Genomic DNA, 18,491 nt, shown 5'->3' with positions numbered 1-18,491 from the left:
TTACCACTAAACGCAAGATTCGATCTTGGACGTTTGACAATGCAGGTGCATCAATATAGGCAATAGGATAGTTATATCACGTTGAATTTTGTAAAGCACCTTTGATCAGGTGCTTTTTTTATGCCCAAAAAAATGATTTTGTAGCTCAGTTGGATAGAGCGTCTGCCTACGGAGCAGATGGTCGAAGGTTCGAATCCTTCCAAAATCACTTGTTCTCTAGAAGGAACTGGCTCATTGGGGTTACTGGCTAACCTTCCCGACTGTCTCTCGGGAGAAACGGGTTCGACTCCCGTATGAGCCGCTTTTTTAAAGTTTCTAAGTTTCTGAGATACTAAGATTCTAAGTTACTTAAATAGACCTGGGAAGATAACGGAGGTTGTTTACCCGCTTTGGATGCGGGAGGTCGCAGGTTCTCCCGATAGCTATCGGGACTGCTTCCCAGACAAATGAAATGGTTTTTAGAGTTCCTAAGATTCAGATTTAAAAGTTTAAAAAACTTAGTCCCTTAGCATCTCAGCAACTTAGAAACTTAAAAAAAATGCAGGAATGGTGAAATGGTAAACACGGCTGATTTAGAATCAGTTTCCTGAGAGTTCGAGTCTCTCTTCCTGTACAAAATGAAGATTTAAAAAAATATACAATGAAAAAGATAAGTACATTATTCGCCAAAGATCCTAATGATTTAGGAAGGGTTATAGATAAAATTAATATTGAAAACAAATGGGTTTTTGAAGGAGAAGCTATTGCAACCAGAAAATTTGACGGTACATCTGTCGCAATTATAGAGGGTGAAATATTTAAAAGGTTTGATGCTAAAAAAGGAAGAACAATTCCGTTGGGAGCAATTCCTTGTCAGGAAGCAGATCCAATTTCGGGACATCACCCACACTGGTTAAAATGTGATCGTTCAAAATCGGAGGATAAACATTTCTTTGAAGGTTTTGATGGATTAGAAAATAAAGTTGACGGAACTTACGAATTATGCGGACCTAAAGTACAAGGAAACCCGGAAAATTTTGAGAAACATACATTGGTAAAACACGGAAGTGAAATACTTGATTTTGTAAGTCTTGATTTTAAGGATTTAGAAATATTCTTATTAGAGAATGACATTGAAGGTATTGTTTTCCATCACATTTCAGATGAGCGAATGTGTAAATTAAGAAAATCAGATTTTGGTATTAAACGAATGGAAGTGATGCTTAATGGATAGTAATAGTAAAGAGTTATTAGAGATTAGCAGTCCGTCAGTTCGGGTATTTTTATGAGATGCGAACAGCAATTTCAAAAAAAAGAAAATATCAGGAAATTATATATTTAAAAATAATAATTAAGAATTTAGAAATCATGGTGTTATATGATAAAATTATAGTGATTGATATTGAAGCAACTTGCTGGGAATCTAAGGAGGAAACACTCTTAAATCAGAGAGAAATTATCGAGATAGGAGTATGCAAGTTAATATTATCGTCTGGAAAAATTGAAGATAAACAAAGTTTTTATATCAAACCAGAAGTTTCTCAAGTTTCTTCTTTTTGTCGCCAATTAACTGGAATTACAAATGAAAAACTACAGATAGAAGGAACTTCTCTTGAGAAAGCATTAAAGAAAATTAATTCCAAATATTCGGCAAAGTATAGAACATTTGCCGGTTATGGCGATTTTGATAAAGAAATATTAGAACAAGAATGTAAATCAAAAGCAATTGAAAACCCATTTAGAAATGACTATTTGAATATAAAGACACTTTTTAATTTAGTTTACCTTCAGGAGAAACCTAAAGGATTATTGAAAGAGCTAGAGTTAATAGGAGAATCTTTTGAAGGAGAGAATCATAATGGAGCGGATGATGCTTACAATGCAGCCAAATTGCTGTATAAAGTTTTAAAGAAATAAAAAATTAAAAAAATGAAAGAATTATACAACCGAATAGCCCTTGTTGGAATTGAACAAGAAGAATATGATGTTATAAAAGCCAATTATTCAGGACATATTATTTGGCATCAGTCTATTCCTAAAATCGTAGTAAAAGATGAAGTGCTCTATATGGAAAAAGCCAATGGAGTTGGAATGCTTCCAGTTGATAAAGTGGTTTATTATGGAATTTACGATAATGATTTCGATTTTATTACTGGTTTAGCAATTTGGCGAGGAGACTGTTATCCGAATGCGGTAGCAATGTTGGATTGCCGATTTAAGATTCCGTGTCTGGTAAAAGCATTATCCCTTTCAAAATTTAGTGCACCTCGTGGGTTTATAAGTGCTGGAGCTTCTGTAAATACTACAAATGATACGGTTGCCAAATGGGGTAATTGGCATTGCGGTGAGAATAAACATCGTTTTACAGGAGAATGGGAGAGCCAATTTACGGCTACAATTGAACCTTATTATGAAGGAGAAGCCGTTCGTATCATGATGATTGGAGATGTTTATTGGCAGATTAAATTAGAAGGAGACGATTGGTTAAAATCTATTCATCCTGATAACGCAGGTTTTATGCCTGTTGATGAAGATTTACTTGCAGATACAATTTATATAAAAGAAACTTTGAAGATGGATATGATTGGAAATGATTATATCGTTGGAAAAGATGGTTCTAAATATTTGTTAGAAGTAAATCATATTCCGAACATAACTCGATTTGATGAAGTAAGAGAAGCTTATTTATCGACGGTTATAGAATGGATTAATTAAAAAAAATATCCTGCGCAGAATAATTGCGCAGGATCATTTGAATCTTTGTTTAAGAAACAAAAACGTTCTTTAGAAAATGAAATGGTATCAAAGTAAACTTTGATTAAAAATATCAAACAAGCCTTGTTGGGTGTTTCTGTATAGCACCATTGTAGCAGACTTTTCGCGAAAGCGTATTATGTTTTTCTATTCAGCTTGGTTTGGAGGTTTTGATGGTTTTCCAAAAAATTATCACACGATCTATTTGTCGTGGGTTCGATTCCCATCCACAGTAATGTGGTAACTCAGTTGGTAGAGTAATAGAATGTTTATGCAGGTTCGAATCCTGCACCGAACACGTTTCGGTTGGACGAATTGGTTAGTCGACGGGTCTCAAAAACCTGTAACAGTTGAGCGCATCACTCTTAAAAAGATGTACCATTAGAAAAAACTAATTTGTCTTTGTCAGTGAAATTAAGATTTTAGAATCTGATGTTTCACACTCTGATAAAGCCAGTGCGAATCGAAATGTGTCTTGAAAAGTCTGTTTTCTTTTTGATTTGATTGTTAAGAGAATTTGGGGATTCTCTCCATAAAATAAAATCAGAAACAATTCAGACAGACAAAGAACAAACTATTCGTCCGTTTTTCTTAGAGGAGAAAGACAAAGAGGTTTTTTTATTAAGAAGAGAAAAGAAAATAGAGAAAAGAATAAAGAGAATAGAGGTTTTAATGATTTCAGAACATGAAACTTGAAACATGAAACAAAAAAACATTATGATAAAAAGAATTAAAATCGAGACTTACCAAGTAGGCTTGGTGTTCGAAAACAGAAAATTAATAAAAGTATTAGAAGAAGGATTACACTGGATTTTAGGAAACAAAAACATTATGATTTATGATCTAAACGGATCTTTTCAGTCTCCTTTTGAGTTGGATATTTTATTGCAAAATGAAGTGTTAGCATCTCTTTTGGAGGTTATTGAAGTTGCCGATAACGAAATTGTGTTGCAATTTGTAAAAGGAAATTTCAAAGAAGTTTTGGTGCCAGGAAAGTATGCTTTTTGGAAAGGAGTTGTAAAAAATGAATTCATTAAAGCAGATTTGTCTAAGATTGAAATCACAGAAAATATTCCAGTTAACTTATTGGAAAATGTTAAGATGAGATACTTCACAAGAAAATTTATTGTAGCAAGTAATGACAAAGCTTTGTTATTTGTGAACGGAACTTTTGTGAAGGAATTGAAGTCGGGGACACATTATTTCTGGAATAACGCCATTACAATCGAAGTGAAAACGGTTGATACTAGACAGCAACAATTGGAAATTTCTGGTCAGGAGTTGTTGACTAAAGATAAGGCAGGATTAAGAATTAACTTTTTTGTGAGATATCAAGTGGTTGATATTATGAAAGCTTTGACTGAAAATAAAGATTTTGAAAAACAATTGTATGTCGCAATGCAACTGGCTTTAAGAGCTTTTGTTGGCGGATTAACTTTAGATGAATTATTGTCAAAGAAGGATGCAATTGCCGATGCTATTTTAGAAGAAGCAAAAACTAAGATCAAAGATTTAGGTTTAGCAATTTCTGATGCTGGAATAAGAGATGTAATTCTTCCAGGAGATATGAAAGAAATCATGAATCAGGTTTTGGTTGCTGAGAAAAAAGCGCAGGCCAATAGCATTATGAGAAGAGAAGAAACTGCTGCAACAAGAAGTTTGCTAAACACAGCAAAGCTGATGGAAGAAAACGAAATGTTGTGGAAGTTGAAAGAGATGGAGTACGTTGAAAAAATCGCTGATAAAATTGGTGAAATCACCATTTCTGGCGGCGGAAACGTAATTGGTCAATTAAAAGAAATCTTCGTAAAGTAAAAGAACCATTAGCAGTAAATGTTGATCGTTTAAGTTTAATAATAAAAATTTAAGGATGAATCAAGAAATAGGATTTGCGTCGGACCATAAAGGTCAAACGGATACAGTGGAGTTAAGTGAATCTTCGTTTGCCTCAATTAAAGGAGCAGATTTAGAATGCATTAGCCTATGGAATGAAAAGGCGAATTTTCGGGAAACTATATATATCATTTAGAGATATTTCTCTAGTAAAGCAAGCGTGCTTTTAAACTTTTGTGATATTGGATTTCCCAGAAAAACCTTCGATTTCCTGAGATTTCCAAGAATTGCAAAAGAAAAATATCATGCAAAACAATACACTAGAAAAATATAAAAAAGCAATTAGAAATAAATACGAGATAGAAAAAGGAGGCAAATACTTTGATTATTTGTACAAGCCTTCTCGTGGAAAACTTCGTGATTTGTGCTGGCTTATTTTCGAAAATAACCCAACTCAAGATGATTTGAATGTTTTTAAGAATCTTTTGGGTTTAGATTTCGATCATACGAAAAAGAACAAGTTTAAGGAAAAGAAAGACAAGTTCAGACCTATCGAGACGTTCTTTAAGGGAGAAACAGATCCATCCAATATTGATGCTATAAATATGGCAGCTATTTTGGTTGATTTTGAGCCACGTCCTTTCAAAAAGTTTTATGAAACTTCTAAAAAAGAAGAGATAAAACCAGTTAAAAAGCTTGAGAAAGCTAAAGCTGTTTTTGAAAAGAAGAATGCTGTAAAAAAAGAAAAGCCTGAAAAAAAGTCTAAGAAAAGAAGTTTCTTTCTAGATTTTAAAAGCATGTTTTTCTAAAGGTTTCTGTTACAAAGGCGCTAAGACGCAAAGTTTTTTAGCAACAGATTAATAAGATTAAAAGGATTTAAAAAAAATCTGCTGAATCTGCGAGAAACTAATCTTAGCGTTTCTTTGCGCAAACCTTAGTGCTCTTAGCGGTTAGAAAAATCTCGCAAAGGCGCAAAGGCGCAAAGTTTTTTTGCCACAGATTAATAAGATTAAAAGGATTTTTAAAAAAAATCTGTTGAATTTGCGAGAAACTAATCTTAGCGCTTCTTTGCGTAAACCTTAGCGCTCTTAGCGGTTAAAAAAAACACAATTATTTAAAAAAAATTAAAAAAATGAAAACTACAGATAAAATTATTATTATCGATTTAGAAGCCACATGTTGGCAAGGCGCGGTCCCGAGCGGACAGCAAAATGAAATTATAGAAATTGGTTTGGCTGTGTTGGACACAGAAACGGGAGCAATTTCTAAGAATAAAGGGATATTGGTAAAGCCGCAACGCTCAACTGTTAGTTTATTTTGTACAGAATTGACCACCATTACTCAAGATTTACTTAATAAGAGCGGAGTTAGTTTCGAAGATGCTATTAATGAGCTTATCGACGAGTATAATCCCGATTTGTACACTTGGGCAAGTTACGGTCAGTATGATTTGAATATGCTGAAAAAACAATGTAAATCGTTTGGTGTTCCCTATCCAATGGGAGAGGAGCATATCAATGTAAAAGAGCATTTTGCCGAAAAGTTTGGCTTGGTTAAACCAACAGGAATGAACGGCGCGCTTGCATTGCTGAATATTCCGTTAGAAGGAACACATCACCGCGGAATTGACGATGCCAAAAACATCGCTAAGATTTTGAATTGGTGCCTTAAAAATTAGAATTTAATTTGTAATAACAGTTGTCGAAAGGATAGCTGATTATTGTAGAAAACTGTAGATAGAAGTATTTACAGTTTTTTGCGTTTCTGCAATTGCTGTAAATCATTCAAATCCATTCTCCAGCAGCATTGTAATCATCTGGAAGATAAGTAAGATATTGAACCATTCTTGGGCTTTCTCCTCTGTTGGGTGTTGCGCAGTGTGGCAATGCATTGTGCCAGATTATAAAATCGCCTGCATCTCCTGTAATTGGTTTTGGTTGCAACGTTTTTAAAGCTTTTTCTCTTGGATTTTCATGTGGCTCAAGTTCGTCGAGCCATTCATCGATTTGATTATGAAAACCCGGAACGCAATGAAAAGCGCCATCATTTTCTCTGCATTCGGTTAAATAAAACAAGCCTTGAAGACCATAAGTAAGCGGTTTTTTTAAGCTCATGTCCCAATGAAGCGGACTTCCAAGAAAGGTGAAATGATCTGTTTCGGGCGGATTAAAGCTTACTTTATCTATTGTTTTGTAGATATTGGTAGTTCCATAAAGCTGTTCGTAAGCCTTTTTTACTCTTGGCGAAAAGCGATTACGATTTAAAGTTTCATGATCCGAAAAATTAAGCATAAGCCCTTTTTGTTCTTCGTGACGTTTGTACCAGCTTTCTTTTTCATTCGGATTCATTTTTAAATATTCCCAAATGGCTTTTTGAGTGGCTTCGCAATCTTCTTTTGAAATAGCATTTTTAACCACAACATAACCGTTCCGATTCCAAAATTCAAGATCCTGCTCAGACAAGACATTTACAGTTAAATCCTCAATTTCTTGATCAGTATTTCTTTTTCTATTATTAATCCATGTTTTGAAAGTTTCAAAATCTGGTTTTTCAGAATATAGAAAATACAAAGTATCTTCCATGCCAATGCCTAATTGATACAGTGTTTTAATCTGGTTATCCCAATTAGTGTGGTCTGAATTCGCATTTTTAGAATCTAAAGTTCGTTTCCACAATTGTTCGAGAACTGTCCAAGGCATATTATTCTGTTTTAGGTGAAAAAGTACCTAAAAGTACGTGATTTATAGTTGGATATTTAAAGTAAAAATACCCGTTTTTTTGATACTAAAAAAGGCTATCTCAATGAGACAGCCTTTTCACTTTGGTTATATTATCTTGATTTATTAATTGTTTCCGTAGATTTTAGCGTAAAGATCTTTGTAAATTTCTTTAATGATTTTACGTTTCAATTTTAGAGTAGGAGTAAGCTGTCCGCCGTCAATTGACCATACATCTGGTGTAAGTTCAAAACGTTTTACTTGTTCCCAATGTCCGAATTTTTTGTTGATTCCTTCTACTTCTTCATCGATGCGTTTGATGACATCTGCATTAGCGCTGATTTCTGCATCAGAACTTCCTAAAGTAATTTTATGGATTTTTGCCCACTCTTTTACAAATTCAAAGTTTGGCTGAATAAAAGCGCCTGGCATTTTTTCGCCTTCACCAACAACCATTATCTGTTCAATAAAACGAGATTGTTTCATGGCATTTTCGATCATTTGCGGAGCAATATATTTACCGCCAGAAGTCTTAAACATTTCTTTTTTACGATCGGTAATTTTTAAGAAACCTTCGCTGTCAATTTCTCCGATATCTCCCGTATGAAAATAACCGTCAATTACAGCTTCTGCCGTTTTCTCAGGATCTTTATAATAGCCTAACATTACGTTTGGCCCTTTTAATAAAATTTCTCCGTCTTCGGCAATTTTTACTTCTAGGTTACGAATCGGTTTTCCAACAGTTCCAATTTTAAATCCTTTGTTTCTTTGGTCGTTTACAGCAATTACTGGAGAAGTTTCCGTTAAACCGTAACCTTCCATTACTGGAATTTCTGCTGCAGCAAAAACTCTTGTCAAACGCGGCTGTAAGGCAGCACTTCCAGAAACCATTAAATCTAAGTTTCCTCCCAAACCTTCTTTCCATTTACTAAAAATTAATTTGCGTGCAATTTTTAACTGAAATTCATACCAAGCGCCATTTGCTCCGTATGGTTCATATCTTAAACCTAAATCGATAGCCCAGAAAAACAGTTTTTTCTTGATACCGGTTAATTCAGCTCCTTTAGCATAAATTTTATCGTAAACTTTTTCTAAAAGTCTTGGTACAGCTGTAATTACAGTTGGACGGACCTCTTTTAAGTTATCACTGATTTTATCAATAGATTCTCCAAAATAAACCGATACACCATAATATTGATAGATATACAAAATCATTCTTTCAAAAATATGACAGATAGGCAAGAAGCTTAATGCGGTGCTTTTTCCTGGATCAAATGGGATTCTTGGTGAGCTGTCTAAAACATTTGACACAATATTTTTGTGTGAAAGCATAACACCTTTTGGTCTTCCTGTTGTTCCAGAAGTATAAATAATAGTAGCTAAATCATCTGTTTGAATACTGTCTTTTTTAGCTTCAACTTCGCTTTGATTGCTGTCATCTTCGCCTAAAACCAATAAGTCTGACCAATGTTTACAGCCATTAATTTCATTAAAAGAATAAACTTCTTTCAATGTTGGTACATTGGCTTTAATTGCATTTACTTTTTGTAACACTTCATCATCAGAAACAAAACAGTAAATACTGCCACTGTGGTTTAAAATATATTCGTAATCTTCTTCTGCAATAGTTGGATAAATTGGAACATTTTGCGCACCAGTCTGCAAAATTCCAATATCCATTATATTCCACTCGGTACGGTTATTTGAACTAATTAAAGCAATTTTATCATCTTTCTGAACGCCCATACGCAATAATGCTCTCGAAATAGCATTTGCTTTTGCAATATATTCTTCACTGGATGTTTTTTCCCAGACTCCATTTTTTTTGGTTGCGAGAGCAACTGGAAGGTTGTAAGTTTCTTGTTGATAATAGGGAAAATCAAAAAGGCGTGTGATTGAAACCATGTTTAATATATTGAATTTTATTGCAAATTAAATAAAATTTGGGTATGATTTTCAGTTTTATAAAATTTAATGGGAAAATTTATAAAGACTATTAAAAATCAACGAAAACGTTTTCTTTTTCGCCGTTAAATTTCTAAAAAATCAAGAAAAATTTAATTGGAGGACATTTTTTAAAGGCTATTGTACGTTATAATCCTCGTATACTTTTACTCTTTCGCCCATTAAAAACATTTTTTTCTTGGCAAAATGAATAGAGAATTGAGAATAATACCATTCATTACTGTCATTTGGTCTATACCAGAATGTGTAAGAAGCACTATTGAATCCTTCTTTAAAAACAGGTACACCTTCTTCGGTACATTCAATTCCCCAATTTATTTTTTGTTTGCTTAAATCTTCAGCTTGAATAAAACCTGTTCCATCTGGATTTAAAACTGTAATAGGCTCTTTTTGGTTTAATGGAGCATAAGTTCCAGGAACTGGATAGCCAATTGTAGTAGTAATATAACGCTCTTTAGAATTATGGATAATCTGATCAACTTGAACTTGCGAATGCGATTGAAAGGCTGTAAAAAATAGTGTTACCACTAATAAATGTAAAAATTTCATTCTATGTAGGATTAAGTGTTTTTTGGCTTAAGAAATCTGCCGAGCTGATTTCTTTTGGCGAATATAATTCAATTTTTTAATAGAATTATTGCTTGAAAATACAAGAATGAAATTTTTACATTTTTATCATTTTAGGTCCGTTTTTATTCTGTTGAAAACTGATTTTCTAATAATTTTTCTTTAAAATCAGATCTAAACGTATAAGCAAAAGTAATCATCAAAGCGCGTGTGTCTGATTTGTTTGTTCGGTGATTGCTAAACAAAAGAGTGTTGTTTTTATAACCGCTTTCTAAGGTGTTAAACATATCGGTTACAACCAAACCTAAACGGGCATTTCCTTTTCCTAATTTTTGTTGAAATCCCATGTCAACATTGTAAATCGGAATTCTTTTTCCTTGCGGAGTGGCAACGTCCGAATTATAGTTTCCGATAATCTGAAGTTTTCCGCCTTTCCACGGTACAAAGTTATTAATCACTTTTCCATACCAGCTAAAAGCACTGCTTACAACATCTTCGGCCTGCGGTAAATTGTCTGCATTAATGTTTTGCTGAAAAGCGGTTAAACTAATATTCGCATCATAAAAACCAATTGGCTTAAGACTGAAAATAGTTTCTAAGCCATAAGTAACCGTGCTTCCAATGTTTTGTGGCTGAAGTAAAATTACGCCATTGTCCATAAGCTGCCCGTATTGTCTAATGGCATCGGTTGCATTTCTGTAAAAGGCATTGGCAGAAAAAGAGTAGTTTTTCCAGTTTTTATTATAACTCATTTCGGCAATATGAATGATTTCAGGTTTTAAATATGGATTTCCTCCATGCGGATTTAACGCATCGGTAATGTCAATAAAAGGATTTAAATCATCCAGATCAGGGCGGTTAATTCGTTTGCTGTATCCCAGTTTAATAAACTCATCTGGGGTTAAATTCAATTGTATGGAAGCCGATGGAAAAACTTTTAAGTAATTATTGCTAAAATGGTCGCTGTTATTTTGTGTTGCTCCAGTGTTGGAAACATTTTCTGCACGCAAACCTAAATTGTATTTCCATTTTGGATTTTCGCTATCGCCAATATAAGAATTCATCAAACCATAAACGGCATTTATCTGTTCGTTAAATTTGAAACTATTACTAGCTAACGGATTCACGATATATTCACCATTAGTTAGATCAGCACTTTCAAAATCGGACTTAAAAAATCGGAAAGTTCCTTTGTAGCCTGTTTCTATAATCGATTTTTCTGAAATTGGAAAAGCGTAATTTACAATGGCATTCGAAATATTCTGATTTTCATAATTGTGTGTTCTCTGCAGTAAAGCATCACCAATCTGCTGCTGATATTCATCGTAATTATAAGTGTCAATATCAGTGTTTTCTCTGTGTTTTCCGAAAGAAGAAGTAATAGAGGTATTCAGACTTTTTCGTTCGTCATCAAATTTACGATCATAGGTAAAAGCAAGTTCGCCAACTTTTGAGCGTTCCAGTTCTAATGAATGTCTTCTGTTATTGGAGAAAAAGGCATTGGCACTTGTGTTTACCTGCGTGTATAAAGTCTCGTCATTGTCTTGAGTTTCTAGATTTCCAAGCGCTTCAAATGAAAAGCTATTTTTGTCATTTGGAGAAAAATCAATATTTAATTTGAGATTCTGAAGGCCCTCAGTTCGTTCATCATTTCGATTTTGATGAATATAATGTTCGTCATCAATAAAATAATTGGTTCGGTCGGCATTTATTTTCTTTGTTCTTCCAGCAAAACGATTGTCATAGCCTAAGCCAAAATTCCATTTTTCTGTTTTATGATTGAAAAGAACAGAACTATTTACTCTTCCTTTTGCACCAAAACCTGCGCCCAATGCTACAGCACCATTTGTACCGCTTAGGTTGTTCTTTTTGAGTCTTATATTAATGATGCCGCTTTCGGCATTTGCATCATATTTAGCCGTAGGATTGCTAATTACTTCGATACTTTCAATACTGCTCGCAGCAATCTGATCCATATTGGTAATAGCCGAATTTTTTCCATTGATCAAAATCATCGGCGATTTTCCTCTTAACGTAATACCACCTTCTGCATCGACGGCAACCGTTGGAATACTTTTAAGCATATCTGTAGCGGTTCCGCCCGTTTGCGAAATATTCGAGACAGGATTAAAAATAAAGCCTTCGCTTGTTTTCTGAATCTGTTTTTTCTGTGAGTTTACCACTACAGTATTAAGCTGGTTGGCATCTTCTTGCAAAGTGATCGTTCCAAGTGAAATAGCTGTACCGGTATATTTTATTTTTTTAGTATTGGTTTTAAAACCAATTAATTTAAACTGAAGCAGATATTCTCCAGAAGTTACATTTTCTAATGAAAAATTTCCAGAAATATCTGTAACGGCGTAATTAGCGGTTTTGGTTGAATCGGCTGTGTTTTTTAAAATTACATCAACAAATTCTATAGGATTTTTTCCGTCTGTGATGGTTCCTTTTATTGCTGTTTTTTGAGCAAAAGAAAATTGGCTTAAAGTAAATAAGAGAATTGCGAGGTATATTTTGCGTATAATATTTTTCATGTAGCAAAGATATTTACCAGAATGTTTACGCTTGCTTAAGCTGTCTTAAGATACCATTAAATTAATCTTAGAATAGTTTTAAATAGTTTTTATAGCCACGAATTCACGAATTTTCTTGATTCTATTTTTTGAAAATAAAAAATTCGTGAATTCGTGGCTAAAAAAAAGCGCCCGATAATTTCGGGCGCTTTTAGTAAAAATATATTTTTAGTTTTTCTCAATCCATTTTCTGGCATTAACAAAAGCTTCGTGCCAAGGCGTAACCTCGTCATTTCTGTCTTTTGGATAATGAGCCCAGTTCCATTGGAAAGTCGAACGCTCAATGTGAGGCATCATAACCAAATGTCTTCCTGTTTTATCACACATCATAGCCGTGTTGTAGTCAGAGCCATTCGGATTTGCAGGATAACCTTCGTAAGCATATTTAGAAACAATGTTGTATTGGTCTTCTGCATAAGGCAATTTGAATTTACCTTCTCCGTGAGAAACCCAAACTCCTAAAGTGCTTCCTGCCAAAGTAGATAACATAACAGAGTTGTTTTCCTGAACTTTTACAGAAGTAAAGATACTTTCGTGTTTCTGGCTTTCGTTATGGTGCATTTTTCCGTGAACTTCGTGCTCAGGATTAATTACTTCCAGTTCCATAAACAATTGGCAACCGTTACAGATTCCAACAGATAAAGTATCTTCTCTTTTGAAGAAATTGTCTAAAGCTGTTTTTGCTTTTTCGTTATATAAGAAAGCTCCCGCCCAACCTTTAGCAGAACCTAAAACATCTGAGTTAGAGAATCCTCCAACAGCTCCAATAAACTGAATATCTTCAAGAGTTTCACGACCCGAAATTAAATCGGTCATGTGAACGTCTTTTACGTCAAATCCTGCTAAGTACATAGCATTTGCCATTTCACGCTCAGAATTACTTCCTTTTTCACGAATAATAGCCGCTTTTGGTCTTGGTTTAGAATTGTCGATTTCTGGTTTTTTTCCTGTAAAATGTGCAGGGAAAGTATAATTTAAAACCTGATTTTTATAGTTTTCGAAACGCGCTTGAGCTCTTCCGTTTTTAGATTGTTTTTGATCTAGTAAATATGAAGTTTCAAACCAAACGTCTCTGTACTCCGCAATATCCAAATTATAAATTCCAAATTCTAAACTTGGTTTGCTTTGAACTGAACCTAATTTGAAGAATTCAATATTGTTATCATTCAATTTAGCTTCAACAGCAGCATCAGATTTAGCTTGGAATACGATTCCGATGTTTTCTGCGAAAAGGATTTTCAATAAGTCTTTTTCCGCGAAAGCGCTGAAATCAATTTTAGCTCCAAGGTTTACATCAGCAAAACACAATTCTAATAAAGTAGTGATTAAACCACCGCTTCCGATATCATGTCCAGCTAAAATTTGGTTTTCACCGATTAAATCTTGAATGGTATTAAATGCATTTTTGAAGAAAGAAGCGTCTTTAATTGTAGAAGTTTCGTTTCCAATTGTATTTCTGATTTGTGCAAAAGATGAACCTCCAAGTTTGAAATCATCTTGAGATAAATTGATATAATAGATAGAATCTCCGTTTTTCTGTAAAACAGGTTCCACTACTTTTCTAATATCTGTACAGTTTCCAGCAGCAGAAATAATAACCGTTCCCGGTGCAATTACTTCATCATTTGGATATTTTTGTTTCATTGAAAGCGAATCTTTTCCTGTCGGAATATTGATCCCTAATTCGATTGCAAATTCTGAACATCCTTCAACAGCAGCATATAAACGAGCGTCTTCACCTTCGTTTTTACAAGCCCACATCCAGTTTGCAGATAATGAAATACCTTTTAACTGATCTTTAATTGGAGCCCAGATAATGTTTGATAACGATTCTGCAATAGCATTTCGAGACCCTGCAACAGGATCAATCAAAGCAGCGATAGGAGCGTGTCCAATAGAAGTTGCAATACCTTCTTTTCCTAAATAATCCAGAGCCATAACCCCAACATTATTCAAAGGCAATTGTAACGGACCTGCATTTTGTTGTTTTGCTACTTTTCCACCAACACAACGGTCCACTTTATTAGTCAACCAGTCTTTTGAAGCAACAGCTTCTAAACGTAAAACGTCTTTTAAATAACTTTCGAAATCTCCTGCGTTGTAAGCAACATCAGCATATTTTCTATCGATAGTTTTATCTGTCATAACCGTTTTAGGAGAACTTCCGAAGAAATCTTCTAAAGCATAATCCATAGGTTTTGAACCATTTGATTTTGATTCGAAAGTAAAACGGTGATCTCCCGTTACATCTCCAACCTGATACATTGGCGAACGCTCTCTGTCGGCAATTCTTTGCAACGTATCAATATCTTTTTGACCAATAACCAATCCCATTCTTTCCTGAGATTCGTTACCAATAATTTCTTTTGCAGAAAGCGTTGGATCTCCAACCGGCAATTTATCTAAATCGATTAGACCTCCAGTTTCTTCCACTAATTCAGAAAGACAGTTTAAGTGTCCTCCAGCTCCGTGATCGTGAATCGAAACAATTGGGTTATTGTCGCTTTCTACTAAACCACGAATCGCGTTTGCTGCACGTTTTTGCATTTCAGGGTTTGAACGCTGAATTGCATTTAACTCAATTCCTGAACCGAAAGCTCCTGTATCTGCAGAAGAAACCGCAGCACCACCCATTCCGATTCTATAATTTTCTCCTCCAAGAATTACGATTTTATCGCCTTCTTGTGGTTTCTTTTTGATTGATTGATCCAGTTTTCCGTATCCAATTCCTCCCGCTTGCATGATTACTTTATCGTAACCAATTTTACGGTCGTTTTCTGAATGTTCGAAAGTTAAAACAGAACCTGTAATAAGAGGCTGACCAAATTTATTTCCAAAATCAGAAGCTCCGTTTGAAGCTTTGATCAAAATATCCATTGGTGTTTGGTACAACCATTTTCTTTCTTCAACAGCATTTTCCCATTTTCTATCTTCTTTCAAACGAGAGTAAGATGTCATATAAACCGCAGTTCCAGCTAATGGCAATGAACCTTGACCTCCAGCTAAACGGTCACGGATTTCTCCTCCAGAACCTGTTGCAGCTCCGTTGAAAGGCTCAACTGTTGTTGGGAAATTATGTGTTTCGGCTTTTAATGAGATAACAGAATCAAATTCTTTTATTTCGTAAAAATCAGGTTTGTCTGCCGATTTTGGTGCAAATTGCTGCACTTTTGGTCCTTTTACAAAAGCAACGTTGTCTTTGTAAGCAGACACAATATCGTTAGGATTTTCCTGAGATGTTTTTTTGATTAATTTGAAAAGAGAAGTTTCTTTTTCTTCACCATCAATAACAAAAGTTCCGTTGAAAATTTTGTGACGGCAGTGTTCTGAATTGGCTTGAGAAAAAGCAAAAATTTCAGAATCAGTTAATTTTCTTCCTAATTTACTTGCAAGATTGTTTAAGTAATCAACTTCTTCTTCGCTTAAAGCTAAACCTTCTACTTTGTTGTAAGCAGCAATATCATCGATTTCCAAAATTGGTTCTGGCTGAATGTTGATAGTGAAGATTTCTTGATCTAATTCATTGAATTTTTGAGAAAGCATTGGATCAAAATCTGTAAAATCTTCCGTTGCAGGATGAAATTCTTCGATTCTGATGATGCCCGAAATCCCCATGTTTTGAGTAATTTCTACAGCATTTGTACTCCAAGGTGTAATCATGGTAGCGCGAGGGCCAACAAAGAAACCTGTCAATGCAGATTTTTCGATCTTACTTGCGTCGGCAAAAAGCCAGTTTAATTTTGAAATGTCTTGAGCTGAAATTTCGTTTTGCGTTTGTACGGCAAAAACAGTTTTGCTTTGGTTTTCAAAGAAATGGATCATTTGTGTAGTTTGTTGTATTGAGCTGCAAATTTAATGTAAATAAATAGTAAGCGCAAATTTGAAAACCATCTCTTTTCAAAAAAAATGAAATTGCTTTTTTCTTGCATTTTTTCTACCAAAAAGACGCAATATCAAGAAGTTTCGGTCTTTCGTGAAATTTAAAGATTTATTAAAATCTCTTTTTTGATATGTTCTGTAATATTAAACTTTTAGAAGAAAAAAAATCAAAATTGAAGGAATATAATTTTGGTATTTGGAATAGACGAGAGTTGCAAAATTTATGAAGCTTAAGAATAGACTGAAAATTAGGTTCTAAAGAAAATTCTTTCAGAATTATAAAAAAAAAGCGGCAATTTGCCGCTTTTTAGTGGATGAAAAATCTCAATTTTAATTAATAATCACCTTTTTGAATGCTGTTTTTTCTCCTTTTATAATTTTGATAATATAGATTCCTGTTGAAAGATTATGCACAGAAACTTCTGGAGCAGTTGTGTTTTGCTTTTCGAATACTTTTTGTCCAGAGAACGAGAAGATTTCAACTGAATAAGGATTGTCTACAATGCCTGGCTGAATGTCGAAATTTCCATTAGAAGGGTTTGGATAAATTACAATTTCGTTTGTAGCAGCTTCTTCTTCGATTTCAGCAACTGGAACCTTTCTGCTAGCTAAGTTGTCACATGTATCTTGTGAATAAGAATCCCATTGTGCGCTTAAATTGAAAGTAGTGCTCGGAGAAGTTACAGTCGATTTTCGTCTTAAAGTAACATCGACAGCAAAATTGGCGGTTCCGCCGTTAAAAGTTCCGATGATGTCAATTAAAACACCGTTTTTAAATAAACCTACAGCATCATTTCCGTTAAAAGTCAATTCAGTTGCTGTTGTCGAAATGTTGGCTGCGCTTGTAGAAAAACAGCTTGATGACATTGAACTGTTTACAATTACAAATTTGCTTCCTGTTGTTAATGTTCCGCTTAAAGCCAATCCTGTGCTCCAAGATCCAGCTCCGTTGGTTTGTTTTTTAATGGTGTAAGCCGATAAATTAACTGAACTTCCAGTATTGTTTGCAATCTCTAAAGCTTTGTTATTTCCTGAACCTTCAATGTATTCAGAGAAAAGAAGATCTGTCGCAGTTCCAGTTCCGCTGCTGTTTGTTGTAATGCTTATTGTATTGCTTGATGCAGAAGTATTTCCAGCTGCATCTTTTGCTTTTATATAAATAGAATAACTAGTCGAGGCTGTTAAACCTGTAATGGTTGTTGTTAATGTTGAAACAGTTGTTTTTAAAACGCTATTTGCGTAAACCTCATATCCTGTTACTGCAACATTATCTGTAGAAGCTGTCCAGCTAAGCGAAATTGAAGTTGAAGTTTTTGAAGTCGAAGCCAAACTTGTTGGAGTTGTTGGTGCCTGAATATCTCCTGATGAAGTTCCGCCCCAAATTTGATTCACATATTCTGGATGATCAATAAACGGATTTCGATTGTTTTGTCTAGAATAAACGGCATTGTTTCTAGCAATTTCTCTTGCGCTCACAGGATCTTGCGCATGCCAAGCCAAAAGCATGTTTAAGAATGCGGTTGTAAAAACTTGATTGCTTGTGCCATTAAACATTGGATAAGAATATCCTGCAACTGTGTTTTCATAACGTGTTGCAAAATAGAAATACATTCTGGCAATATCACCTTTAAATTCATTAATAGGTTCGAAAACCGTTCCCGTATATCCAGAAACTGCGCTTGATCCTAATTTGCTTCCGTTTTGAGAAGTATAAGTTGCTGAACTAACTTTTCCGTGCGGATAATTAGAACGCATTCCGTTTACTTTTCCGTCAGTTGGCGTAATAAAATGCGCATCAGCAACCATTGGTGATTGTTCGCTAAAAACAGATTGCGGAATAATATGTTCTCTATTGTAGCAATCTCCTTCAACAGAATAATTTCCGCATCTTTGAGTAGTTCCCGTTGTGTAAGTATACGGATCTGTTCCTGATGGATTTTCAGAATACATGTCTAAGATTGTTCCGTCGTTTTCGTAAAAATTATCAACGTCAGAAGTTAAATAAGTCGTGTAAAGGCCAGCATAACCGTTGTTGGTATGACCTTTAATAATATTATACAATTGTGTTTTTAAAGTATAACCCGTTCCAGTTGCTGTGCTGTAATATCCAGAAGGAATTTGGGCAAAACCAATTGTGGCAAACATCAATAACAGTAAAAAGTAGTTTTTTTTCATAATTAACAGTTTTTAAGATTTGGTTTGGAAATGAATTTTTATCTTTTTA

Annotated in this window: 12 protein-coding genes and 3 tRNA genes; 9 read left to right on the top strand and 6 right to left on the bottom strand. The window is 34.5% G+C overall.

Going from position 1 to position 18,491, the window contains the following annotated elements:
- The first annotated feature begins 134 nt into the window (after positions 1–134).
- From NCC77_RS18220 to NCC77_RS18180, 9 genes are all read left to right on the top strand, one after another.
- Positions 135–208 (top strand) — tRNA-Arg (locus NCC77_RS18220).
- A gap of 20 nt (positions 209–228) precedes the next feature.
- A tRNA-Asp gene (locus tag NCC77_RS18215) sits at positions 229–301 on the top strand.
- A gap of 239 nt (positions 302–540) precedes the next feature.
- Positions 541–613: transfer RNA gene (locus NCC77_RS18210), tRNA-Leu, on the top strand.
- A gap of 27 nt (positions 614–640) precedes the next feature.
- The gene (locus NCC77_RS18205; RefSeq protein WP_250836873.1) at positions 641–1,213 is read left to right on the top strand and encodes a hypothetical protein; all 573 of its coding nucleotides are present in this window, start codon (positions 641–643) and stop codon (positions 1,211–1,213) included.
- 56 nt (positions 1,214–1,269) lie between these two features.
- The gene (locus NCC77_RS18200; protein ID WP_250836872.1) at positions 1,270–1,896 is read left to right on the top strand and encodes a 3'-5' exonuclease; all 627 of its coding nucleotides are present in this window, start codon (positions 1,270–1,272) and stop codon (positions 1,894–1,896) included.
- Between the two features lie 12 nt (positions 1,897–1,908).
- On the top strand, positions 1,909–2,694 hold the full coding sequence (locus tag NCC77_RS18195) for an ATP-grasp domain-containing protein (protein WP_250836871.1): 786 nt from the start codon (positions 1,909–1,911) through the stop codon (positions 2,692–2,694).
- Between the two features lie 738 nt (positions 2,695–3,432).
- Positions 3,433–4,548 carry a slipin family protein gene (locus NCC77_RS18190; protein WP_250836870.1) on the top strand — a complete coding sequence of 372 codons (1,116 nt, stop codon included), beginning with the start codon at positions 3,433–3,435 and terminating at the stop codon, positions 4,546–4,548.
- A gap of 323 nt (positions 4,549–4,871) precedes the next feature.
- Positions 4,872–5,375 (top strand): hypothetical protein, encoded by a 504-nt coding sequence (locus NCC77_RS18185; protein WP_250836869.1) that lies wholly within the window; start codon positions 4,872–4,874, stop codon positions 5,373–5,375.
- 323 nt (positions 5,376–5,698) lie between these two features.
- A complete protein-coding gene (locus NCC77_RS18180; RefSeq protein WP_250836868.1) occupies positions 5,699–6,244 on the top strand; it encodes a 3'-5' exonuclease in 546 nt (181 codons plus the stop codon).
- 106 nt (positions 6,245–6,350) lie between these two features.
- Here the strand turns inward: NCC77_RS18180 and NCC77_RS18175 are convergent, their stop codons facing one another.
- The 6 genes from NCC77_RS18175 to NCC77_RS18150 form a co-directional block, all read right to left on the bottom strand.
- The gene (locus NCC77_RS18175) at positions 6,351–7,265 is read right to left on the bottom strand and encodes a phytanoyl-CoA dioxygenase family protein (protein ID WP_250836867.1); all 915 of its coding nucleotides are present in this window, start codon (positions 7,263–7,265) and stop codon (positions 6,351–6,353) included.
- A 144-nt stretch (positions 7,266–7,409) separates the two neighbouring features.
- The gene (locus NCC77_RS18170) at positions 7,410–9,188 is read right to left on the bottom strand and encodes an AMP-dependent synthetase/ligase (protein WP_250836866.1); all 1,779 of its coding nucleotides are present in this window, start codon (positions 9,186–9,188) and stop codon (positions 7,410–7,412) included.
- Between the two features lie 177 nt (positions 9,189–9,365).
- The gene (locus NCC77_RS18165; RefSeq protein WP_250836865.1) at positions 9,366–9,797 is read right to left on the bottom strand and encodes a hypothetical protein; all 432 of its coding nucleotides are present in this window, start codon (positions 9,795–9,797) and stop codon (positions 9,366–9,368) included.
- A 143-nt stretch (positions 9,798–9,940) separates the two neighbouring features.
- Positions 9,941–12,349: a TonB-dependent receptor gene (locus NCC77_RS18160; protein ID WP_250836864.1), complete on the bottom strand. Its 2,409-nt coding sequence runs from the start codon at positions 12,347–12,349 to the stop codon at positions 9,941–9,943.
- 207 nt (positions 12,350–12,556) lie between these two features.
- On the bottom strand, positions 12,557–16,210 hold the full coding sequence (gene purL, locus NCC77_RS18155; RefSeq protein ID WP_250836863.1) for a phosphoribosylformylglycinamidine synthase: 3,654 nt from the start codon (positions 16,208–16,210) through the stop codon (positions 12,557–12,559).
- A gap of 387 nt (positions 16,211–16,597) precedes the next feature.
- Positions 16,598–18,442 (bottom strand): endonuclease, encoded by a 1,845-nt coding sequence (locus NCC77_RS18150; protein ID WP_250836862.1) that lies wholly within the window; start codon positions 18,440–18,442, stop codon positions 16,598–16,600.
- Positions 18,443–18,491 lie beyond the last annotated feature (49 nt).

Source organism: Flavobacterium tyrosinilyticum (assembly GCF_023656565.1).
GTDB lineage: Bacteria > Bacteroidota > Bacteroidia > Flavobacteriales > Flavobacteriaceae > Flavobacterium > Flavobacterium tyrosinilyticum.
The sequence above is the reverse complement of the archived record's forward strand: the minus strand, read 5'-3'. Positions and strand labels throughout refer to the sequence as shown.